The following is a 23,891-nucleotide window of genomic DNA, read 5'->3' as shown; positions in this document are numbered from 1 at the left end:
GAGCTCTCAGTCGGCTAGTGCTGTCCAAGGAGGAGACATTGTTGGGTCAAATGGTAATTTTGTAGTAGCTGATTTTAATACAATCTATGCTTACAATGGAGCAACTGGGACTTGGAGCTCTCAGTCGGCTAGTGCTGTCCAAGCAGGAGACATTGTTGGATCTTCAGCTAATGAAAATGGAAACTAAACCTACAAAATATAGCAAAAAACAAAAAACGCTCTGAAAATTCAGAGCGTTTTTTGTTTTTATCGTAAAGGAAAGCCTTTGGCTGCCCACCAAGGGTGAAGTTCTATAATTAACCTGCCCGCTTTAACCATTGGGTCAGCATTAGCTAAACTATCTGCCATTTTTAATGTCGGTACGTTATAAATGGTAATCCCTCTAATATCGCCATCATCACCAAAAGGCCCTGAAATATCGGCATAACCAAGTTCATACATTTTACCTAAATGCGCCAAGTGTTCGCTTTGTAATTTGGTCGCTTCTTCTTCATTTTGGTTGCGTATTGGTCCTCGTTTTAGAAATGCAATAAAGTACTGCTGCATTATTACTGTATCTTGAGTTTTTTCATCAACATAATCAAAAATTTGAAAACCTTCTTCAATCAGCTTTGCCTTTAGCTCTGCTACAGATTGTTTCTTAATAGTTTCTATACTTTCTGAGGTCTCATGAGTTACTTCTTCTGCATCTATCTGTTTATCTTCATTTTTGCAAGACACAAAGGAACAAAACACTAATAGTACTAAGATGATTCTTTTCATTATTTCCAATATTTATAAGGTTGTTTGCTTAATTGCGAGTTGTAATATTTTATATCTCCTGTAACTTCCTTTCCTAGCCATTCAGGTTTCTCAAAAACTTCATCTTTACGTTGTAGTTCAATTTCGGCGATAATTAAGCCTCTATTCTCGCCAAAAAATTCGTCAATCTCAAATATATGATGTCCTATATTAACCTCGTATCTAATTTTTTCAATAATGGGTTGTTCACATAATGCTAAAAGCGACTCTGCTTCAGTTTTCGAGATTTCCTTTTCCCATTCAAATCGCGATAAACCGTCTTCCGAAGATTTTCCCTTTACCGTTAAATAGCCTACACTCTTTTTTAACCTTATGCGGACGGTTCGCTCTTCATGTGTATTTAAAAACCCTTGCTTTATCACATAGCTTTTTGAAGCTTCCTTTTTAAACAGGTCTGATATTACTAAAAACTTACGTTCGATCTCTTCGGTCAAAACAGCTAAAATTTAAGGCGATTAATGCCTAAATTTACATTATGATTGACGATTTACCAATAAGAAAGATAATTCATATCGATATGGATGCCTTTTATGCATCGGTAGAACAAATGGATAATCCCGAACTTAAAGGTAAGCCAATCGCAGTAGGTGGTGGCAGTAAAAGAGGCGTGATTAGTGCAGCAAGTTATGAAGCACGAAAATACGGTGTAAAAAGTGCCATGTCTGGACGTTTGGCAGAAAAGCTCTGCCCGCATTTAATATTCGTTAGGCATCGTTTTGATCGTTACAAGGAAATTTCTAACCGTGTACGAAACATTTTCTTTAATTATACAGACTTAGTAGAACCTTTATCACTAGACGAGGCCTATCTCGATGTTACCGAAAACAAGATAGGATTTCCGAGTGCTACTTTAATTGCACAGAAAATAAGGCAGCGGATTTTTGAAGAGATTGGACTAACCGCTTCTGCAGGCATTTCCATTAATAAGTTTATTGCTAAGGTAGCGAGTGATTATAATAAACCCAATGGACAGAAAACTGTAAATCCTGAAGATGTCATTCAATTCCTGGAAGATTTAGATATTAGAAAATTCTACGGAGTGGGAAAAGTAACAGCTGAAAAAATGTATCAAAAAGGTATTTTTACAGGTAAGGATCTCAAATCTAAAACCCTGGAATATTTAAACGAAAACTTTGGCAAATCTGGAAGCTATTATTATTATGTGGTACGTGGAATTCACAATAGTGAAGTAAAACCTAACCGAATACGTAAATCTTTAGCCGCAGAACGCACCTTTAGTGAAAACCTGTCTTCGGAAATCTTTATGCTCGAAAAATTAGAGCAAATTGCTGAAGAGGTCTCTAGACGATTAGATAAAAGTAACGTTGCTGGAAAAACCCTTACACTAAAAATCAAATACAGTGATTTTACACTGCAAACAAGAAGTAAAACCTTGCCCTATTATATAAGTGACAAAGCTATTATTCTAGAAACGGCTAAAGACTTGTTATATCAGGACAAACTCAATAATTCGGTAAGACTCTTGGGAATTTCACTCTCTAACTTAAATACGGATAAGTCTGCCTTGACTAAGGCTTCGGCAGATGAAAAAAAATCCGTTAGCGTACAGTTAAAGTTTGATTTTTAAAAACTACAACTCTCAATCTCAGTTACACGTAAGGTATTAACCATACCCTTAGCCTGTATTGGCATTGCAGCTAAACTTATCAACATATCGCCAACCTCTAAATACCCTTTTTTACAGGCAATAGCATTAACATCCTCTATGGTTTCGTCCGTACTTACAAACTTATCATAATAGAATGCTTCTACGCCCCAAAGTAAACTCAATTGTGTTAGAATTCTTGTGTTAGACGTAAAAACCAAAATATGTGCTTTTGGCCTCCAGGCAGAAATTTGGAAAGCCGTATATCCGCTATTGGTTAAAGTAGAAATAGCTTTAGCATTAATTTCATTGGCCATATTTGCGGCATGATAACAAATCGATTTTGTAATATAGCGCTTAGTACGGATATGTGGCGGGGATTGCGGTACTTGTATCAATGGAGAATCTTCAACACTACGGATAATATTGGCCATCTGTCTGATCACCTGTACTGGATATTGCCCAACAGATGTTTCGCCCGAAAGCATTACCGCATCAGCACCATCCATTACTGAGTTAGCGACATCATTAACCTCGGCACGTGTTGGGGTTAAGCTTGTAATCATAGTTTCCATCATCTGTGTAGCAATAATTACAGGTATTCTAGCACGCTTAGCTCTTAAAACCAATTGCTTCTGGATAAGTGGTACTTCCTGGGCGGGGATCTCCACACCTAAATCACCACGAGCTACCATCATACCATCACAATAGGCTACAATTTTATCGATATTCTCAACGGCTTCCGGCTTTTCTATTTTTGCAATTATAGGAATTTTATGATCGCTATGTTCTTTAATTAATTCTTCCAATTGCATTAGATCTTCAGCATGTCTTACAAAAGACAAAGCTATCCAATCGACACGCTGACCTATAGCAAAAATGGCATCGTCTATATCTTTTTCGGTCAGAGCTGGCTGGGAGATATTAGTATTCGGTAGATTAACACCCTTTTTGGATTTTAAAGGTCCGCCTTGAAGTACTCTTGCTATAACTTCAGATTCTCCATCTGTGGAAACGACTTCAAAAATCAGCTTACCATCATCCAATAAAATTCGTTCACCTGGCTTTGCGTCTTGAGGAAAGTTCTCATATGTCATATAAACGCGTTCTTTGGTACCTTCAAAGCGTTCTCCTGTAGCAAAAATAATCTCGTCCCCTTCATTAACGATAACGTCGCCTTTCATAGTACCAACGCGTAATTTTGGCCCTTGAAGATCTGCCAAGATTGATGCATTGTAACCGTACTCCTCATTGAGTTCTCTTATTATTTTAACCCGTTCTTCGACATCTCTATAATCTGCATGTGAAAAATTGATTCTAAAGACATTGGCGCCCTCCTCTAGCATTGCCTTTAAGATTTCTTTATTGCTTGTTGCAGGGCCTAAAGTGGCTACTATTTTTGTTTTTTTATTTGACATCAATTCAAAAAATTAAATGGTCTTTTGATTTTATTTGTGATGGATTAACCGAGTAACTTGTTACAATCTGTGGAATATTCTGCAGTTTATTCAAAACTAATTTTTCATTAATATTCTGTATTTCATCAGAGATCTTAATAAAGTAATCTACGTTCTTATATTCAGGAACAAGATTAAAGGTTTTCATCACTTTTTCTTTAGACTGAAACAACCCAGTGCTGTATAAACTATCCTCTTCTTTCTTACAAATGTTAGACACTAAATTCCAAGTTACGTATTGAGAGGCATTATTCCATTCAAAAATGCTGTATGACGACTTCAAATATTCAAAGTCTAAATCATCAGATTTTCGCTTTAAATTAAGTTCTAAACTTTGGTTGAGTAAATAAGCCAAACGGTAATCTTCAAGCCCACAATGAATCGCAATAAGTTTGTAGGTGTCGTCATAAAAATCATCAACAAGAAGTTTATGTAAAGCCATACAGTTACAACTTTGAGTGGTAAATATAGTATAATAATGGGTTGATTATGTCAACTTTTGGTTAATCTTGCCCCACAAAACTTACGAAAACGTTGTAGTTGAATAGGTTTTAAGATAAATCTGAATATCGATACAATTAGATATGCTTGGTGATTTGTTTCTGAAATGCAAAAAATGCACGCTTTGATGCTTTTTCTTCTGCTTTCTTCTTGGAAGTTGCCCTTGCTTTAGACACCACTTTATCATTGATACTAAGCTTAACGGAAAAGTGTTTTAACTCATCATTTCCTGTATCCTCATAAACCTCGTAGTCAAAAGTATTTTTCTCCTTTTGGCACCATTCTATAAGTAAACTTTTGTAACTAATAACCTTACCTTCTAAAGTTTCGATATCTACGTGAGGGTTAATAACACGTTTGTACAGAAAATTTTCGCAAATTTTATAGCCTTTGTCAAGATAAATTGCTCCAACTAAAGCTTCAAACAAGTTGCCATGAATATTATTGCCAAAATTAGATTTAGGGATTCTACTTTGCACAAGGTCTATAAGATTTAGTTCTTTTCCAAGTTCGTTGAGGTGTTCTCTACTCACTACTTTAGACCGCATTTTTGTGAGATAGCCTTCATCTCCGTGAGGGACTTGTTCGTATAAATAAGCTGCAATCACAGAACTTATCATGGCATCACCAACAAACTCCAATCGCTCATAATTAATTGGGTTGCCTTTTTTGTCCTTAATATTCATAGAACGGTGGGTAAAGGCTTTTATATAAAGTGACTTGGATTTTGGTTTAAATCCAAGGATTTTTTTTAATTGTAAAAAAAAATTCCCGTCTGTTTGAGTACGGGAATTTTTTAATATGTTACGAATGAAACTCATTCGGGATTTAATCTAGCTTTTTAAATAATACACAAGCGTTGTGACCGCCAAATCCAAATGTATTACTCATTGCGACTTTAATATCTCGTTTCTGAGCTTTGTTAAGCGTTAAATTTAATTCTGGGTCTATGTTATCGTCAACCGTTTCGTGGTTAATTGTAGGTGGTACGATACCATTTTCTAAGGCCAAAATAGAAGCAATGGCCTCAATAGCTCCAGCTGCTCCCAACAAATGACCTGTCATAGACTTGGTAGAATTAATATTGATATTCTTAGCATGGCTGCCAAATACTTCGGATATAGCCTTTAATTCGGCTACATCCCCTAATGGTGTAGATGTGCCGTGTGTATTGATATGATCTACATCTTCTGGATTTAAGCCAGCATTTTCTAAACAATTTTTCATTACTGCAACAACACCAATTCCATCTGGATGTGGCGCTGTCATATGGTAGGCATCAGAAGACAATCCACCTCCAATGACCTCAGCATAGATTTTAGCACCTCTGGCTTTAGCATGCTCGTATTCTTCAAGAATAATAGCACCTGCTCCTTCACCCAACACAAAACCATCGCGATTAGCATCAAATGGTCTTGAGGCGGTCTCAGGACTATCATTTCTTGTAGACATTGCATGCATGGCATTAAAACCTCCCATACCTGCAATAGTAACTGCAGCTTCACTTCCACCGGTAATGATAACATCACAATGTCCTAAACGGATAGTGTTTAGTGCATCGATTAGTGAATTTGCAGAAGATGCACACGCCGAAACCGTTGTATAATTTGGCCCCATAAAGCCATGTTTTATAGAAATATTTCCTGGTGCAATGTCCGCGATCATTTTTGGGATAAAGAACGGGTTAAATCTTGGAGTTCCGTCTCCTTTAGCATAATTAAGGACTTCTTCCTGAAAGGTTTCAAGACCACCGATTCCAGCTCCCCAAATAACTCCTACTCTATATTTGTTTATTGTATCTAGATCTAGATTCGCATCTGCAATAGCTTCATCTGAAGCCACCATAGCATACTGCGAAAATTTATCCATTTTACGCGCTAACTTTCTATCAATAAAGTCAGTAACATTAAAATTTTTTACTTCACAAGCGAACTGCGTTTTGAACTTTTCAGCATCAAAATACGTAATTGGGGCAGCGCCACTTTTTCCATTAACAAGACCATCCCAATATTCATCTTTGGTATTGCCAATTGGTGTAAGTGCACCTAAACCAGTAACTACTACTCGCTTTAATTCCATAAAAATAAAGTCTTATTTTGCTTCTTCTATATAAGAGATAGCTTGACCAACTGTTGCAATGTTCTCAGCTTGATCGTCTGGGATTTGAATATCAAACTCTTTTTCAAATTCCATGATTAATTCTACAGTATCCAATGAATCTGCACCTAAGTCGTTTGTGAAGCTTGCTTCAGTTACAACTTCGTTTTCATCAACACCTAATTTGTCTACGATAATCGCTTTTACTCTTGATGCAATGTCTGACATAATCTTTTAATTTTAAGTTTTAATTAGACCGCAAAAATAAAAAACTTTATTTTAAAAATCATCTTTACCGATAAAATGTGCCTTTTAATACCAATAAATCGACAGAAGTATTTTTTATTTGCGTCTAATTGTAAATTATTATTCTTTTTTTTGTTTTGAATAATGAACCAATATACCTGTAAATGAAACGTGTTGTAATTTTTGCGTCCGGAAGTGGGACAAATGCTGAAAATTTAATTAAGTTTTTTCAAAACAACGATAATGCGTCTGTTATTCAGGTATTGACTAACAATCCTTATGCCAAAGTCTTAGAACGATGTAAAATTCTGAAGGTTAGTGCTCTATCTTTCAACAGAGTAGCGTTTTCTAAGTCAAATGATGTCCTTAATATTCTAAAGGCTTCGCAGCCAGATTTAATTGTATTGGCTGGGTTTCTTTGGAAGTTTCCCGAATTCATTTTAAATGAATTTAAAAATAAAGTCATTAATATTCATCCAGCACTTTTACCAAAATACGGTGGAAAAGGTATGTATGGGATGCATGTTCATAATGCGGTAGTTGCCAATAAAGAAACTGAAACAGGTATTACTGTTCACTTTGTTAATGAAAATTATGATGAGGGCGCCATTATTTTTCAAACAAAATGCGAGGTTTTACCTACAGACTCTGCCGAAGATGTCGCAGCTAAAATTCATGAACTGGAAATGGCGCATTTTCCGATAGTTGTTGAAACGCTATTAAAGTAAACGTAGTTCTCGATACTTCGCTGCGCTCAACTGGAACTAACATCATTTAGAGCAAATTTTGAAAGATGGGAAAGACAACATAAAGTATATTGGTATGCCTAAGTTTATAAGCATTTAGTGCAAATTCGTGTAATTCGAGTTAAAAGAATTAATGAAGTAGATTCCTGCCTACGCAGGAATGACAAACAAATAAACCGATTACTGAAACCAAAACATTAGTGAAATTCGTATCAAGATCAATTTAATGAACTTGTGAACATTCGTATCAAGATCAATGTCAAAAAAAAAGAAAACAAAATACTACACCGTTTGGAAAGGACATCATACTGGGGTCTTTGAATCCTGGGACGATTGCAAAGCACAGATCAAAGACTTCAAAGGTGCGCAATACAAATCATTCTCATCATTTGAAGCTGCAAAAAAGGCGTATAAAGAAGGCCCTAAAGATTATATAGGTAAATCTAAATCCTTTAAAAGCGAACTTTCTGAAGAACAACTCGAAAAAATAGGGCAACCCAACCTCAACTCTATTTGTGTCGACGCCGCTGTTAGTGGCAACCCTGGCAAAATGGAATATAGAGGCGTTGATACCAAAACCAAAAAACAGTTATTTATCCAAGGCCCTTTCGAAGAAGGTACCAATAATATAGGAGAGTTTTTAGCTATAGTCCATGGTTTGGCGTTTTTAAAGCAACATAATAGCAATCGCATTATCTATACAGACTCTAGAACAGCAATGAGTTGGGTTCGCAAAAGGTCATGTAATTCAAAGCTAGAACGTAGTGAAAAAAACAAAGATTTATTTGAATTGGTCGACCGAGCGGTGAAATGGCTTAAGACTAATACATATTCAACAACTATTGTAAAATGGGAAACTAAGGCTTGGGGGGAAATCCCAGCAGATTTTGGAAGAAAATAACCGCAATGATTTGCTATTTACGTTTTTTATAAGGAATATATTTTATGTACTTTTGCGGCTTAATTCAAACTTGCTCTAATGGGTAAATTAGTTATTGTCGGAACTTTAGCATTTGATGCTATAGAGACTCCTTTTGGTAAAACTGACAAAATTCTTGGTGGTGCGGCTACTTTTATTGGTCTGGCCGCATCTCAATTTAGAATAGATTCTGCCGCGGTTTCCATTGTCGGTGATGACTTTCCACAAGATTATTTAGATCTCTTAACGAGTAGAGGTGTCAATATTGACGGTGTAGAAATTGTTGAAGGTGGTAAAACATTTTTTTGGAGTGGTAGATATCACAATGACATGAACTCAAGGGATACTTTAGTGACGGAGTTAAACACACTTGCAGATTTTAATCCAGTAGTTCCAGAGGGTTATCGTAATTCTGATGTGGTGATGCTAGGAAACCTCCATCCTATTACCCAGATGAGTGTTTTAGAACAGATGACAACAACACCAAACATGGTGATTTTAGATACCATGAATTTTTGGATGGACAATGCTCTTGAAGACTTGCATAATGTTATGAAGTACATTGATGTTATAACCATTAATGATGAAGAAGCAAGACAATTGACTGGTGAATATTCCTTGGTAACTGCCGCTCAGAAAATTCACGAAATGGGACCGCAATTTGTAGTTATAAAAAAAGGTGAGCATGGTGCCCTGTTATTTAACGAAGATAATGTGTTTTACGCCCCAGCTTTGCCATTAAGAGAAGTCTTTGACCCTACCGGTGCTGGCGACACTTTTGCTGGTGGTTTTGCAGGCTATCTAGCAAAAACAGGCGATTATTCGTTTGAGAATTTAAAAACCGCTGTAATATATGGCTCTACTCTTGCATCCTTTTGTGTAGAGAAATTTGGTACAGAGCGTATGAAAAATTTATCCGCAGCCGATATACGTAAACGCTTAGACCAATTTAAGAGTCTAACCCAATTTGATATAAAATTAACATAAACCAACGCGCTCTATCTTGAGTGCGTTTTTTTATTAAAAAACATGAGTGATGCTTTAAAACATGAGTGCGGAATAGCACTGATTAGACTTTTAAAACCATTAGAATACTACAAAGAAAAATACGGAAGTGCATTTTATGGTGTAAATAAAATGTACCTAATGATGGAGAAGCAGCACAATCGGGGGCAAGATGGCGCAGGTTTTGCCAGTATAAAACTAGATACAAAACCAGGCGAGCGGTATATAAGTAGAATACGCTCTATTGCCCAGCAACCCATACAAGATATCTTTTCGCAAATGAATGAGCGTATCAATGATGAAATGACAAAACATCCAGAATACAAAGATGATGTTGCACTTCAGAAAAGAAACATTCCATACATTGGCGAGTTGTTGTTGGGTCATGTACGATATGGCACGTTTGGTAAAAACAGTGTAGAAAGCGTTCATCCTTTTTTACGGCAAAACAACTGGATGCATAGAAACCTAATTGTCGCTGGTAATTTTAACATGACGAATGTTAATGAACTTTTCAATAACTTGGTTGATATAGGGCAACACCCTAAGGAAAAGGCAGATACCATAACCGTAATGGAAAAGATCGGTCATTTTTTAGACGATGCCGTTGCTAAGATCTATAAGGATCTAAAGCGAGAAGGTTACTCTAAAATTGAATGTTCTCCTTTAATTGCAGAACGATTAAAACTGAGTAAAATTTTAAAACGTGCTGCCAAAAACTGGGATGGTGGTTATGCTATGGCAGGTTTACTAGGACATGGAGATTCATTTGTATTGAGAGACCCTGCTGGTATTAGACCCGCATATTATTACAAAGACGATGAAATTGTTGTAGTCGCCTCTGAGCGCCCTGTTATTCAGACGGTCTTCAATGTTCCTTTTGAGGAAGTCGTTGAATTGGATCCGGGACACGCTATCATCACAAAAAAATCTGGCATAACAGAAGTCAAAGAAATACTTGAGCCCCTAGAAAGGAAAGCATGCTCTTTTGAGCGTATCTATTTCTCAAGGGGAAGTGATGCCGAAATTTATAAAGAACGAAAAGAACTCGGAAGATTGTTAATGCCCAAAGTGCTTGAAGCTATTGAAAACGATACCCAAAATACCGTTTTTTCGTATATCCCTAATACTGCCGAAACGTCTTTTTTTGGTATGATTGATACTGTTGAAGAGCATCTTAATCATAAAAAGACGCAGACTCTTCTTAGGGGCAGGCGAGAGCTATCGGCCAAAAAAGTAGAAGAAATACTATCCGAGAGGCCACGTATAGAGAAAATAGCCATTAAAGACGTTAAGCTAAGAACATTTATTACCGAAGACAGTAGTAGAGATGATTTGGTTGCACATGTTTACGATGTAACTTATGGCGTTATAAAGCCTACAGATAATTTAGTAATCATTGACGATAGTATCGTAAGAGGAACAACCCTTAAGAAGAGTATTATTAAAATGATGGACAGACTTAACCCAAAAAAGATTATTGTTGTTTCTTCGGCACCACAGATCCGTTATCCAGACTGTTACGGTATAGATATGGCCAATCTCGAGAGTTTAGTTGCTTTTAGAGCTGCCTTAGAATTGTTAAAGGACAATAACCAATATCACATCGTTAAGGATGTATATCAAAAATGCCTAAATCAAGTAGATTTAAAGGATAAAAACGTTGTGAATTATGTTAAGGAGATTTATGACAATTTTTCCGACGAGCAAATATCTGATAAAATATCTGAGCTACTGAGCGATGACACCGTTAATGCCGAAGTAAAAATAATTTTTCAACCCGTTGAAAATCTCCACAAGGCATGCCCTAAAAATTTAGGAGATTGGTATTTTACAGGCAATTATCCTACGGATGGAGGCAATAGAGTAGTCAATCGAGCCTTTATAAATTTCTATGAAGGAAATAAGGAACGTGCGTACTAATTAGCGTTTAATCCGAAAAAATGTGCATTTTGCCCAAGAAAAATGCATTTCATCCAATATATGTATCATTTTAACAAATAACATTTACATTGGTATCACCATAACATAAGTAGGTTAAGTTCATGGTAGATTTGGGGCAAAAAAAGGTGAACAGTGTTCACCTTTTTTTATAGAGTTAGTTAAAGTATCACTTTAAGTCGTTTTTTATAAATAAAAGACTCTTTTTTTATGTTAATAGCCTATTGTTTGTACAGTTTCCACGCTTAGACTAATATATAGGTCGTTTATCCAAAAAATTTAATAGTTAAATTAATGTAAACTTATATTTGATTCACCATAACATAAGTAGGTTAAGTTTATGGTAGATTTGGGGCAAAAAAGGTGAACTCTCTGTTCACCTTTTTTCATTTTAAAGCATAAAAATCCAAGCCTTTCAGCTTGGATTTTTACTGTTATAAAGTATAAATTATTTTGCTTCAGCATAACGACGTTCAACTTCGTTCCAGTTGATTACTTTAAAAAACGCTGCAATATAATCTGGTCGTCTATTTTGATAATTTAAATAGTAAGCATGCTCCCAAACATCCAATCCTAAAATTGGTGTTCCTCCACAAGTAACTCCAGGCATTAACGGATTATCTTGATTTGGTGTAGAACATACCTCGACTTTTCCTCCTTTGTGTACACATAACCATGCCCAACCAGACCCAAACTGTGTAGCAGCAGCTTTTGAAAATGCTTCAACAAATGCGTCTTTAGAGCCAAATTCTGCTTCAATAGCATCTTTTAATTCCCCAGATAAATAACCTCTGTCTTCAGGATTCATAACATCCCAAAACAATGAATGGTTGTAAAAACCTCCTCCATTATTTCTTACACCAGAATTATTCATGTCTAAATTGGTTAAAATATCTTCGATAGACTTTCCTTCTAAATCTGTTCCTTCTATTGCTGCATTTAGCTTTGTGGTATAGCCATTGTGGTGTTTAGAATGGTGTATTTCCATTGTACGTGCATCAATATGTGGTTCTAAAGCATCGTAAGCGTATTTTAATTTTGGTAATTCAAAAGCCATAATATTATGTTTTAAGTATTAGTAATTTAACTTTAACAAATTTACGATTTTGAGTTCAAGATGTTCTAAATAAATTATTAAGATTACCTATTTTGGTATAAAATTTTTCTTTTGCAGAGTTCTACTTTTAAAATATACAACGCATCTGCTGGCAGTGGTAAAACTTTTACGCTTGCCAAGTCCTTTATTAAGATACTTGTTCTATCCCAAAACTTCGAACATTTTAAGCACATTTTAGCCATCACTTTTACTAATAAAGCAGTAGGTGAAATGAAAGAACGTATTATTGATATGCTCAAATTATTTTCTGAACAAGAAAGCCTTACCGAGCCCCATGCGATGTTCAGTGCAATTTGCGAAGAACTCTCTATCTCCCCTGAACATCTTCATAGTAAATCAAAAATCATATTAGATCATATTATTCACAATTACGGAGCCTTTGATATTTCTACTATAGACGGATTTACACATAGAGTCATAAGAACCTTTGCTCACGATTTAAAGCTTCCTGTAAATTTTGAAGTAGAGTTAGAAGAGGATCGTTTACTTAATGAAGCTGTCGACAGCTTAATATCAAAAGCCGGAAGCGATAAAACATTAACGAGTAGCCTAGTTGATTTTGCCATAGAGAAAACAGACGACGACAAAAGTTGGGATATAAGTTACGACTTTAGAAAAATAGCTAAACTATTGGTAAGTGAAAACGATCTGCCAGCACTCGAAACTTTAAAACACAAAACCATTGCTGACTTTAAAGCTTTAAAAGCCAAAGTTCAAAAAAAAATCAAAACATTAGAGCATAAAATAAAAGGTATTGCTCAAAAGACCCTAGACTTAATTTCGGAAGCAGGGCTAGAGCATTCTGATTTTACTAGAAGTACGTTGCCCAACCATTTTGTTAAGGCGTCAAACTTAGAACTTAAAGGTCTTTATAACAATAAACTTGGTGAAAACATCGAGAACCGAAAGGGGCTATATTCAGGTAAGCTCGATGATTATATAATTAGTGCTATTGAAACTTTACTCCCAGAAATAGAAACAAACTATAAAACCCAAAAAGAATATATTTTTGAGTACAAACTTCTTAAAGAAGCCTATAAAAATCTAACGCCGCTTTCAGTATTAAATGCCATTCAGAATGAGTTAAAACTTCTCAAAGAAGAGCAGAACAAAATACTTATATCCGAATTCAATAAAATCATAAGTAATGAAATAAAGGATCAGCCCACCCCTTTTATTTATGAGCGATTGGGCGAGAAATTTAGGCATTTCTTTATTGACGAATTTCAGGACACTTCACAAATGCAATGGGAAAATTTAGTCCCACTACTAGATAATGCACTCTCAGCATCTAGCGGCTCCGCCATGTTGGTTGGTGATGCTAAGCAAGCTATTTACAGATGGCGTGGAGGGGTTGCAGAACAGTTTATAAATCTCTATAATAAAACAACAAATCCTTTTCAAGCGAAAGCTGAAGTCTTAACTCTAGATACTAATTATAGAAGTGCAAGAGAAATTATAAACTTTAACAACAAATTCTTTCAGTACTTAAGCAAAAACTATTTCAGTAATGGTGATTATGCCAATTTATACCAGAACTCAAAACAACAATTCCATAAAGACCATGAGGGCTATATAAATATTGAGTTTTTAGATAGTTCTAGAGAAGACAATGAAAACGAAATGTATGCAAGAAAGGTGTACGACACCATCCAAAAATGTTATAAAAAAGGATATCTGGCGCAAGATATTTGTGTTATTGTGAGAAAACGAAAAGAAGGTATCATTATTGCCAATTATCTCAATGAAAAGGGTATAAACATTACATCGTCTGAAACCTTGCTTTTAAAGAACTCCGATAAAGTTCAATTCATAGATTCAGTTTTAAAATTATTACTTCAGCCTAGTAACCATAGTCTAAAGATTGATGTTTTGTCATTCTTAGCAGAGCGATATAATATTGAAGACAAGCATTTATTTTTTGAAACTCATCTTAAATCAAGCATTGAAGATTTATTTCTAAGTCTGAAAAGCCTAAATGTTTTTTTGGATAAGAATAGCCTTTTGCGCTTACCGCTTTATGATTTGATAGAGCATCTCATCAGAGCCTTTGACCTTAACAATACCTCTGACGCTTATCTTCAGTATTATTTAGACCTTGTTTTGGAGTTTACTCAAAGGCAAAATTCAGATTTAAGCACCTTTATTGAATATTTTGAAAAGGAAAAAGATAGACTAAGCATAGTATCGCCCGGTTATATCAATGCTGTTCAGATAATGACCATCCATAAATGCAAAGGTTTAGAATTTCCCATTGTAATATTTCCTTTTGCCGATCTCAATATTTACAGAGAGTTAGAGCCAAAAATTTGGTTTCCTGTCAATGAGTTGGATTACATGGGTTTTGAAACGCTATTGCTTAATTACAATAAAGATATAGTGCATTTTGGAGAAACTGGAAAGCTGATCCACGAAACACATCAATCTCAATTAGAACTCGATAATATCAATTTATTGTATGTAACACTAACAAGGGCAAGCCTAGGGCTTTTTATTATTTCTAAATACAATATTGACTCCAAAGGAAATGTCAACAGTAACACCTATTCAGGTATGTTTATATCCTATCTAAAGGACATGGCAATATGGACAGATCATCAATTATCGTACAGTTTTGGAATATTAGATGCCAATATAGTCAAGGAAGAAAAGAAACATAACACAAAAAGCCTTGATCTTATTTCTGTTCCTAGGGAGGCTCATAACTTGAGTATCATCACTAAAACTGGTCAACTTTGGGATACAAAACAAGAAAAGGCCATAGAACGTGGCAATCTAATTCATCTCGTCTTATCCAAGATCAAAACCATTCAGGATATTGATTTTGCTTTCAGCGATCTAATTGTGTCTGGTAGCATTATGAAAGCTGATGAACCTAAACTAAGGTCTTTAGTGATGGCCATTGTGCAACACGATAAGTTAAGCACATATTTTTCAGATAATTATCTGATATATAATGAAAGGGAAATCATTACAAAATCTGGTACACTTTTACGACCAGATCGAATAAATATTGGCAAAAAAAATGAAGTTATCTTAATAGACTATAAAACAGGAGAACAAAAGGTATCCCATAAATCCCAGCTTAACAATTATGCCGCTGTCTTAGAAGAAATGAATTATAAAATTAAGTACACTTATGTCGTTTATATAAATGACCTAATAGATGTAGTTGAAGTATGATTTATACATAGTATCTTTGCTCTACTACTAATACCAAAATAACATGTACGGAAATATAAAAACACATTTACAACAAGAAATTGAGTCTATAAAAGAAGCTGGGCTTTTCAAAGAGGAGCGCATTATTACTTCTCCTCAAGGTGCTGAGATTACATTAAACACAGGACAAAAAGTTCTCAACTTTTGCGCTAATAACTATTTAGGTTTGTCCTCACATCCAGAAGTAATTCAAGCTGCAAAAGATACTTTAAGCTCTCATGGTTTTGGAATGTCTTCTGTACGTTTTATATGTGGTACGCAAGACATTCATAAAGAATTAGAACAAAAAATCGCCGATTTTTACGGCACTGAAGATACGATATTGTATGCTGCAGCCTTTGATGCCAATGGAGGTGTTTTTGAACCCTTGTTAACTAAAGAAGATGCTATAATATCAGATGCTCTCAACCACGCTTCGATTATTGATGGCGTGCGGCTTTGTAAAGCAGCAAGGTATCGTTATCAGAATAATGATATGGAAGATTTGGAAAAACAACTGGTAGCAGCCAATGAAAATGGTGCTCGTTTTAAAATTATTGTTACTGATGGCGTATTTTCAATGGACGGTTTGGTTGCTCCGTTAGATAAGATATGTGATTTAGCAGATAAGTATGATGCCATGGTAATGATAGATGAGTGCCATGCAACTGGTTTTATCGGAGAAACAGGTATCGGCACGCTTGAAGAAAAAGGGGTTTTAGGAAGAATAGATATCATTACTGGTACTTTAGGTAAGGCAATGGGAGGTGCCATGGGAGGTTACACTACTGCAAAAAAAGAAATTATTGAAATTTTGCGCCAGCGTTCTAGGCCTTACCTCTTTTCAAATTCTTTAGCTCCTGCAATTGTAGGTGCTTCAATTAAAGTTTTTGAGATGCTCAAAAATGACACTTCTTTGCGAGATAAAGTAGATTGGAATACCAAATACTTTAAAAAAGGAATGAAAGAAGCAGGTTTCGATATCATAGATGGTGACTCCGCAATTGTACCTGTTATGCTATACGATGCAAAATTATCACAAACCATGGCAAATATGCTGTTAGAAGAAGGCGTATACGTCATTGGTTTCTTTTATCCCGTAGTCCCAAAAGGTAAGGCTCGCATTCGTGTTCAGCTCTCTGCTGCTCACAATAAGGACCACTTAGATAAAGCCATAAATGCATTTGTTAAAGTAGGGAAAAAACTAGATATTATTTAAAATCGTTACAAACTCACTATTTTAGGGCGTTGTAACAATATTTTTATATATTTGTCTTTGTTAATAATATTTAACAACTTACATTTGCCAACAATTAACACTTAAAATTAAAATTAATTAGAATATGAAAAATCTTAGCAGATTACTTTTTGTCGCAGTGCTTCTCATGAGTTTTAGCACTACACATGGTCAAGACAAGAACAATCCATGGGCTATAACACTTGGAATTAACGCTGTTGACCCATATCCTGTAGGAGAAAATGCGCCACAAGGTGAATATTTTGACGAATTCTTTAATGCAACCGATCATTGGAATATTTTACCTTCACTATCCTCAGTTGCTGTTTCAAGATACATCAGTGACGGTTTCACTTTTACTGCTGTTGGATCTATAAATACAATTGATAAATTTGGTTCTATTTCTGACCCTATTACTGGTGAGGAGACGAGCAATAGAGTGGGCGATTTGACTTACTACGCTATAGATGGTAGAGTTTCATATAGTTTTATGAATTTGATTAAGTCAAAATCTGTTGACCCATATTTAGGTGTTGGTGGTGGTTACACTTGGTTAGATGAAATAGGTGCTGGTACTCTTAACGGTACTTTAGGCTTAACTTATTGGTTTACAGAAAAGCTAGGTGTTAATTTCAATACAACATATAAGCATTCTTTCGAAGATTATTTACCAAAGCACTTTCAACATACAGCAGGTTTAACTTTTAAATTTGGTGGCACTGACACGGATGGAGACGGTATCTATGACCAAGATGATGCTTGTCCTGAAGAGGCTGGTTTAGAAATCTTCAACGGTTGTCCAGATTCTGATAACGACGGTATTCAAGATTCAAAAGATGATTGTCCTAATACAGCTGGTTTAGCTGAATTTAATGGATGCCCTGATGGTGATGGTGATGGCATCAGAGATAAGGACGATAAGTGTCCTACTGAAGCTGGTTTAGCTGCTTTAGGAGGATGTCCAGATGCTGATGGTGATGGCATTGCAGATGGCGATGATAACTGTCCTAACGAAGCTGGTCCTTCTGCTAACAACGGTTGTCCTTGGCCAGATACTGATGGTGATGGTGTGTTAGACAAAGACGATCAATGCCCTAACGAAGCTGGTGAAGTTGCTAACAACGGATGCCCAATCATTAATCCAACTCAAGAAGTTATCGATGAGTTAAATAGCTATGCGAGAACTATCTTGTTCGATACAGGTAGAGCATCTTTCCAAAAAGAAACTGACCAAGTATTACAAGCTATGGTAGCTATCTTTAAGCAATATCCAAAAGCAGATTTCGCTATCGAGGGTCACACAGATTCAGTTGGTTCTAAGAAATCTAACCAAGCATTATCTGAGAGAAGAGCAAATGCAGTTAGAGATTACTTAATTGCTAATGGAATCGATGCCGAAAGATTAACTGCTGCTGGTTACGGTGAAGATAATCCTATCGCTGATAACAAAACTAGAGCAGGTAGAAAAGAAAATAGACGTGTAGAAGTTAAGCTTAAGAACTAATACAACTTCAAAATATATTGAAAAACGCTCCGAAGTTCGGAGCGTTTTTTATTTTTATAAAATGGAAAGTTTTATAAAAACGGTATTATTAGACCTTAAACGTAAAGACTTAAATCTTGAAGATCTTTTTTTTATCCTACCTAGTCAACGTGCCGGCGTATTTTTAAAACAACAGCTTTCCCAAATAATAGACAATCCGGTTTTTGCACCTCATATTTTAAGTATAGAAGAGTTCGTAGAAGAATTATCAGGCTTAGAAGGTTTATCTAATACAGATCTGCTATTTTGGCTTTACAATTCTTACCTTAACAATACGAAAAAGGAAGATCAAGAACCTTTTGAATCCTTTGCTAGCTGGGCTCAAATTTTATTGCAAGATTTTAACGAAATAGACCGTTATAATACAAATCAAAATGCGGTTTTTGATTACCTTCAAGCAATTAAAGAGCTTAATCACTGGTCCTTAGAAACAACTGAACAAACCGATTTAGTAAGAAACCATTTGAAGTTTTGGAAAAATCTTAAAGCTTATTATAAAGTATTTACGGATCTACTACTTCAGAATAAAAAAGGATACCAAGGACTCATCTATCGAGAAGCAACAGAAAATCTTGAAGCTTATATCGAAAACAATTCCCATAGGACTCACATTTTTTTAGGTTTTAACGCGCTAAACACTTGCGAATCTCAAATTATACAAGGCCTACTTCAGAATGATCTTGCCCATATTTACTGGGATGCCGATAAAGCTTTTATAGATGACACTATCCATGGCGCAGGGTTCTTTATTAGAGAATATAGAAGCAAATGGAATTATTTTAAAAAACACCCTTTTAATTGGATAACGTCGCATTATAGCGATAAGAAAAATATTGAGGCCATAGGTATCCCTAAACTCGTCGGACAGGCAAAATATATAGGACAGTTATTAGAGGATATTAGCTCGCAAAATGAGGACTTAAAAAATGTAGCAATAGTATTAGGTGAAGAAAACCTATTAATTCCCCTACTCAACTCAATACCAAAACATATTACCCAAATTAATGTTACAATGGGTTTGCCCTTAAGGCTAGTACCTTTATCATCTTTATTTGAACTACTATTTTCTTGCCATAAAAACAATAACGATAGGTATTACTTTAAAGAGGTAATAGATATAATTTCTCACCCGTTAATTTATAGTTTATTTGAAACTGCGACTGGAAACATTTCGAGTTTTATTATAGGTTACATCCAAAGAAATAATCTCGTATATATAACGGTTTCCCAGTTAAAAAAAATATCTCATGCTCAAATAAACAGTCTTATCGATTTATTGTTTGATTCCTGGAAAAATGACCCGAAAACAGCTCTTTCCAATTGCTCTAAACTTATTGTAAAGCTAAAAGAAAGCCTTGTGGCCAATAAGCAAGCAAACAACTTAGAGCTAGAGTACCTGTACCGTTTCGATACTTTATTTAATGAATTGACTGAGCTTAACAATAATTACCAATATCTTAATTCTATTGAAAGCTTATATAGCGTATATAAAGATCTACTAAAGACCGAAACACTAGATTTTAGAGGAGAGCCTCTAGAAGGGCTTCAGATTATGGGAATGCTAGAATCTCGTGTATTGGATTTTGAAACGGTAATCATAAGTTCGGTTAACGAAGGCATACTTCCTTCTGGTAAAACAAATAACTCATTTATTCCTTTTGATGTAAAATTAGAAAACAACCTACCTACATTTAAAGAGAAAGACGCCGTTTACACCTATCATTTTTATAGACTTATACAACGTGCCAAGGATGTATATCTTCTCTATAACACTGAAATTGATACGCTTAAAGGTGGTGAAAAAAGTAGATTTATTACACAACTGGAAGTAAGTGGGATTCATAAAATAAAGCATACAATTGTTTCTCCTAATGTACCGGTCATTGAAAAAAAATTACAACGCATAACCAAAACAGACCTAATCTTAAATAAGCTAAAAGTGCTCTCAAATAAAGGGTTATCACCGTCGTCATTGACCAATTACATTAGAAATCCCTTAGATTTTTACTATGAGAAAATACTTGGGATTAAAGAATTTGAAGATGTTGAGGAAAATATTGCTGCCAAAACTTTAGGTTCGGTATTACACAACACCTTAGAAGAATTTTATAAACCTCTAGAGGGATCCTTTTTAACGCTTGAGCATCTCAAAAACTTTAAAACTAAAATTGAGAGTACTATTACCAATCACTTTAAAAAGTTATATAAGGATGGTGATTTTACTTCTGGTAAAAACCTCATTATTTTTGAAATTGCCAAGCGCTACATTATAAATTTTCTTGATTCAGAAATCGAAAATTTAAAAACTGGCAATACCATTAAAATTTTGGCCATTGAAGCCGATGAAACTATTGAGCTTAATATTGAAGGCATCGATTTTCCAGTAAAACTTAAAGGTAAAGTAGACCGAATCGACCTATTTAATGGTATGACTAGAATCATTGATTACAAATCAGGAAAGGTAGAACAAAATAAAGTCGAAATTGTAAACTGGGAAGATATAACTTCAGATTATGATAAATACAGTAAATCCTTTCAAATCTTATGTTATGCCCATATGATGCATCAAAAAAAGAAAATTCAATTACCTATCGAAGCTGGTATAATTTCATTTAAAAATCTTAGTGCTGGCTTTTTAAAATTTGGAAAAAAAGAATCGATTTATAGCAGAAATAAAGACCAACAAGTTAACGAAAATACACTCAGCAATTTTGAAATTGAGCTTCATAGGCTTATTGAAGAGATATGTAATCCAAATATAGATTTTATTGAAAACCAACTTGACTAATGTACATAGACACAAACTTTATACTTAATAGAGCAGGCAAAAAACCAATACTAATTGATACGTTCTATGCTGAAAATACACCTAGGCAATCTATCATCATTTTTTGTCATGGTTACAAAGGTTTTAAAGATTGGGGTGCATGGAATATTATGGCCAAAAGCATTGCCAATACAGGCTTCTGTTTTATAAAGTTTAATTTCTCACACAATGGAGGCACTATGGAAAATCCCATTGATTTTCCAGATTTAGAAGCTTTTGGAAATAACAACTATACCAAAGAACTTGATGACTTAGCAGATGTTATCGATTGGACTCAAGAGACCTTTAAAAATCACCCAAGTGTAAATCCCAATCAAATCACTTTGGTAGGTCATAGCCGTGGCGGTGGAATAGCGATACTAAAAGCCTCTGAAGATTCCAGAATTAAAAGCCTTATTACGCTGGCTAGCGTCTGTGATTTTGGAAAACGTACCGCAACCATTGGCGATTTAGAAGAATGGAAAAAAGATGGTGTGAAATATGTGCTTAATGGCAGAACAAAACAGCAAATGCCACATTACTACCAATTTTATGAAGATTTTAAAGCTAACGAAGAACGACTTCATATAGCATCTGCTGAAAAACGACTCAAGATTCCGCATTTGATAATCCATGGCGATCATGACACCTCTGTAAAAATTGATGAAGCTTATGCTCTACATCAATGGAATCCTGATAGTCAACTCGAAATTATCGAGGGTGCAGACCATGTGTTTAATGCAAAACACCCTTGGGAAAAAGAAGTGCTTTCTGATGAACTAAATAAAATCGTACACTTAGTAATGGATTTCGCTTCTAAATAAAATGAATTAAAAAACCAAGGTATTCAAATAACAATAGTTTAAAACGACTTCAAGAGATTGAGGTCGTTTTTTTAATTATCTTTAAACGAATAGAAAATACTTATCACTTGTTATCATTCTTTAAGTCTAATATATTCCCTATCCTACTCGTCAATTTTATTGGAATATTAGGCTATAGTTTGGTCATTCCTATTCTCATTTTTATTGTAACAGACTTCGGTGGAAATGGTTTTATTTATGGTATTCTTGGAGCCACATATCCATTTTTTCAGTTTATAGGTGCACCTATTTTAGGGCGCTTATCGGATAAGATTGGGAGAAAAAAAGTATTGATCATTTCACAGATAGGTACTTTTTTGGCTTGGTCTTTATTCCTTCTGGCTTTTATGTTGCCAGAAACCACATTGTGGGAACAAAACAATGGCCTTACAGGATCTTACGCAATGACCTTACCGCTAATTGTTATTTTTTTAGCACGTATTTTTGATGGCTTTACTGGAGGCAATATTTCGGTAGCCAATGCCTATATGTCCGATATTTCAACAGATGAGGATCGCAATCGAAATTTTGGAAAAATGGGAGCTTCCACAAGTTTAGGTTTTGTTATTGGACCAGCATTTTCTGGCTTATTGGCAGCCACATTGCTAGGTGAAGTGCTGCCGTTGCTACTTGCTGCCTTAATTTCCTTGATTGCTATTGTCGTCATTAATTTTAGACTTAAAGAAAGTGTACCTTGCATCGTAGATACAGGTGGTGTTTCTTTCAAAAATATGCGTCGTTTTTTTCAGGTTGAACACAAGGATTGTTATACCGAAGGAAGCGAAGAAACGCAACTGGAATCTAGCAAGGGTTTTAAGCAGATTATAAAAATTGAAGGGGTAACGGTGCTATATGCCATTTACTTTTTTACGTTTTTTGCGTTTAGTCTTTTTTATGCTGGATTGCCTATTTATGCCAGTAACATATTGCAATGGTCCGCAATTGATTTGGGAATTTTCCTCGCCTATTCGAGTTTAATAATGATCGTAGTTCAAGGACCATTGCTAAGCCTACTTTCAAAACGAATGTCTAGTCAATCTTTAGTCATTGTTGGTGCTTTACTGTTAGCATTGAGCTTTTTTCTCCTTTCAAAGAAAAACCTATGGGTTTTATATAGTGCTAATACTTTATTATCACTCGGTAATGGTTTAATGTGGCCCAGTTTTTTGGCAATGCTATCATCGTTAGGCACCAAAAGAACACAAGGTGCTATTCAAGGATATGGCACGTCCATGGGAAGTTTTGCCAGTATGTTTGGGTTGATTATCGGCGGTATTCTTTTTGAGAAAGTTGAGACTCTGGTTTTTATTTTTGGTGCAGTGATTTTTCTTATCATTGTCTTCCTGATGGTACTCAATCGTCGTAATAAAGCTATAGTACCAAAAGTGCTTCAGCCAGCATAACCTTTTTCAATTATAATAGATTACTTATAAACAAAAAAGCCTCACACCGCTGTGAAGCCTTGTTATTACTTGTGGAGCATATCGGAGTAACTTCGTTCATCCGAAAGAACATAACTTCTGCAAATAGAACACCTCGTATCACTTGTGATACAGTTGTTTTCATTCCGAAAAACCGCGAAAAATTTTAACTATTTTCAAAATGAAAACACCCGAACTTACATTCAGGTGTTCTACTTGATGTGGAGCATATCGGAGTCGAACCGATGACCTCTACGCTGCCAGCGTAGCGCTCTAGCCAGCTGAGCTAATGCCCCAAATTATTTTTTCGCCATCGTCTTCCCGCAGCAGATTTCAAGTACTTTTCACGTTTTCTGGCTTCAACTCGTAATTCGAAATCTTCAA

20 protein-coding genes and 1 tRNA gene are annotated in these 23,891 nt (G+C 35.3%); 12 read left to right on the top strand and 9 right to left on the bottom strand.

Annotated features, from left to right (window positions below; all coding sequences use genetic code 11):
• Positions 1-187, top strand: a 187-nt coding sequence (locus Q0972_RS11645; RefSeq protein ID WP_299365889.1) for a hypothetical protein, incomplete at its 5' end; no start/stop codon positions are given.
• A gap of 59 nt (positions 188-246) precedes the next feature.
• On the opposite strand, the gene Q0972_RS11640 is transcribed toward Q0972_RS11645, so the two are convergent.
• Together Q0972_RS11640 and Q0972_RS11635 are read right to left on the bottom strand one after the other, a co-directional pair.
• Positions 247-762 (bottom strand): YciI family protein, encoded by a 516-nt coding sequence (locus Q0972_RS11640; protein ID WP_299365888.1) that lies wholly within the window; start codon positions 760-762, stop codon positions 247-249.
• Positions 762-1,235 carry a CYTH domain-containing protein gene (locus Q0972_RS11635; protein WP_299365887.1) on the bottom strand — a complete coding sequence of 158 codons (474 nt, stop codon included), beginning with the start codon at positions 1,233-1,235 and terminating at the stop codon, positions 762-764. The genes Q0972_RS11640 and Q0972_RS11635 overlap by 1 nt, the downstream gene beginning before the upstream one ends.
• 41 nt (positions 1,236-1,276) lie before the next feature.
• Here Q0972_RS11635 and dinB point away from each other — a divergent pair, with 41 nt between their 5' ends.
• Positions 1,277-2,389, top strand: coding sequence for a DNA polymerase IV (dinB, locus tag Q0972_RS11630; protein ID WP_299365886.1), 1,113 nt, complete (start codon positions 1,277-1,279; stop codon positions 2,387-2,389).
• Here the strand turns inward: dinB and pyk are convergent.
• The 5 genes from pyk to Q0972_RS11605 all read right to left on the bottom strand — a co-directional run bounded on the left by pyk (position 2,386) and on the right by Q0972_RS11605 (position 6,690).
• Complete coding sequence (gene pyk, locus Q0972_RS11625) at positions 2,386-3,828, bottom strand: pyruvate kinase (RefSeq protein WP_299365885.1); 1,443 nt, start codon at positions 3,826-3,828, stop codon at positions 2,386-2,388. The genes dinB and pyk overlap by 4 nt on opposite strands.
• 1 nt (position 3,829) lies before the next feature.
• Positions 3,830-4,306 (bottom strand): IPExxxVDY family protein, encoded by a 477-nt coding sequence (locus tag Q0972_RS11620; RefSeq protein WP_299365884.1) that lies wholly within the window; start codon positions 4,304-4,306, stop codon positions 3,830-3,832.
• Positions 4,307-4,442: 136 nt separating this feature from the next.
• Positions 4,443-5,186: a ribonuclease III gene (rnc, locus tag Q0972_RS11615; RefSeq protein ID WP_299365883.1), complete on the bottom strand. Its 744-nt coding sequence runs from the start codon at positions 5,184-5,186 to the stop codon at positions 4,443-4,445.
• Positions 5,187-5,193: 7 nt separating this feature from the next.
• Entirely contained in the window at positions 5,194-6,444 is a 1,251-nt protein-coding gene (fabF, locus tag Q0972_RS11610) for a beta-ketoacyl-ACP synthase II (protein WP_299365882.1), read from the bottom strand.
• 12 nt (positions 6,445-6,456) lie between these two features.
• Positions 6,457-6,690 (bottom strand): acyl carrier protein, encoded by a 234-nt coding sequence (locus Q0972_RS11605; protein WP_008269813.1) that lies wholly within the window; start codon positions 6,688-6,690, stop codon positions 6,457-6,459.
• 182 nt (positions 6,691-6,872) lie between these two features.
• On the opposite strand from Q0972_RS11605, the gene Q0972_RS11600 reads away from it, so the two are divergent.
• The 4 genes from Q0972_RS11600 to Q0972_RS11585 all read left to right on the top strand — a co-directional run bounded on the left by Q0972_RS11600 (position 6,873) and on the right by Q0972_RS11585 (position 11,301).
• Positions 6,873-7,436, top strand: a complete 564-nt coding sequence (locus tag Q0972_RS11600) for a phosphoribosylglycinamide formyltransferase (protein ID WP_299365881.1) — start codon at positions 6,873-6,875, stop codon at positions 7,434-7,436.
• Between the two features lie 274 nt (positions 7,437-7,710).
• Positions 7,711-8,355, top strand: a complete 645-nt coding sequence (locus Q0972_RS11595; protein ID WP_299365880.1) for a ribonuclease H family protein — start codon at positions 7,711-7,713, stop codon at positions 8,353-8,355.
• Positions 8,356-8,433: 78 nt separating this feature from the next.
• The gene (locus tag Q0972_RS11590; RefSeq protein ID WP_299365879.1) at positions 8,434-9,360 is read left to right on the top strand and encodes a PfkB family carbohydrate kinase; all 927 of its coding nucleotides are present in this window, start codon (positions 8,434-8,436) and stop codon (positions 9,358-9,360) included.
• 42 nt (positions 9,361-9,402) lie between these two features.
• The gene (locus tag Q0972_RS11585) at positions 9,403-11,301 is read left to right on the top strand and encodes an amidophosphoribosyltransferase (RefSeq protein WP_299365878.1); all 1,899 of its coding nucleotides are present in this window, start codon (positions 9,403-9,405) and stop codon (positions 11,299-11,301) included.
• 466 nt (positions 11,302-11,767) lie between these two features.
• Here Q0972_RS11585 and Q0972_RS11580 read toward each other — a convergent pair whose 3' ends face one another.
• Positions 11,768-12,376, bottom strand: a complete 609-nt coding sequence (locus tag Q0972_RS11580; protein WP_299365877.1) for a superoxide dismutase — start codon at positions 12,374-12,376, stop codon at positions 11,768-11,770.
• A gap of 111 nt (positions 12,377-12,487) precedes the next feature.
• Here Q0972_RS11580 and Q0972_RS11575 point away from each other — a divergent pair, with 111 nt between their 5' ends.
• The 6 genes from Q0972_RS11575 to Q0972_RS11550 all read left to right on the top strand — a co-directional run bounded on the left by Q0972_RS11575 (position 12,488) and on the right by Q0972_RS11550 (position 23,489).
• Entirely contained in the window at positions 12,488-15,619 is a 3,132-nt protein-coding gene (locus tag Q0972_RS11575) for an exodeoxyribonuclease V subunit beta (RefSeq protein WP_299365876.1), read from the top strand.
• 43 nt (positions 15,620-15,662) lie between these two features.
• Positions 15,663-16,856: a glycine C-acetyltransferase gene (kbl, locus tag Q0972_RS11570; protein WP_299365875.1), complete on the top strand. Its 1,194-nt coding sequence runs from the start codon at positions 15,663-15,665 to the stop codon at positions 16,854-16,856.
• A 124-nt stretch (positions 16,857-16,980) separates the two neighbouring features.
• Positions 16,981-18,378 carry an OmpA family protein gene (locus Q0972_RS11565; protein WP_299365874.1) on the top strand — a complete coding sequence of 466 codons (1,398 nt, stop codon included), beginning with the start codon at positions 16,981-16,983 and terminating at the stop codon, positions 18,376-18,378.
• Positions 18,379-18,439: 61 nt separating this feature from the next.
• On the top strand, positions 18,440-21,205 hold the full coding sequence (locus Q0972_RS11560) for a PD-(D/E)XK nuclease family protein (RefSeq protein WP_299365873.1): 2,766 nt from the start codon (positions 18,440-18,442) through the stop codon (positions 21,203-21,205).
• Positions 21,205-22,047, top strand: a complete 843-nt coding sequence (locus Q0972_RS11555) for an alpha/beta fold hydrolase (RefSeq protein WP_299365872.1) — start codon at positions 21,205-21,207, stop codon at positions 22,045-22,047. The genes Q0972_RS11560 and Q0972_RS11555 overlap by 1 nt, the downstream gene beginning before the upstream one ends.
• Positions 22,048-22,154: 107 nt before the next feature.
• Positions 22,155-23,489: an MFS transporter gene (locus tag Q0972_RS11550; protein ID WP_299365871.1), complete on the top strand. Its 1,335-nt coding sequence runs from the start codon at positions 22,155-22,157 to the stop codon at positions 23,487-23,489.
• 240 nt (positions 23,490-23,729) lie between these two features.
• Here Q0972_RS11550 and Q0972_RS11545 read toward each other — a convergent pair.
• A tRNA-Ala gene (locus Q0972_RS11545) sits at positions 23,730-23,803 on the bottom strand.
• Between the last annotated feature and the right edge of the window lie 88 nt (positions 23,804-23,891).

Source organism: Winogradskyella sp., from assembly GCF_028282165.1.
Lineage (GTDB): Bacteria > Bacteroidota > Bacteroidia > Flavobacteriales > Flavobacteriaceae > Winogradskyella.
The sequence above is the reverse complement of the archived record's forward strand: the minus strand, read 5'-3'. Positions and strand labels throughout refer to the sequence as shown.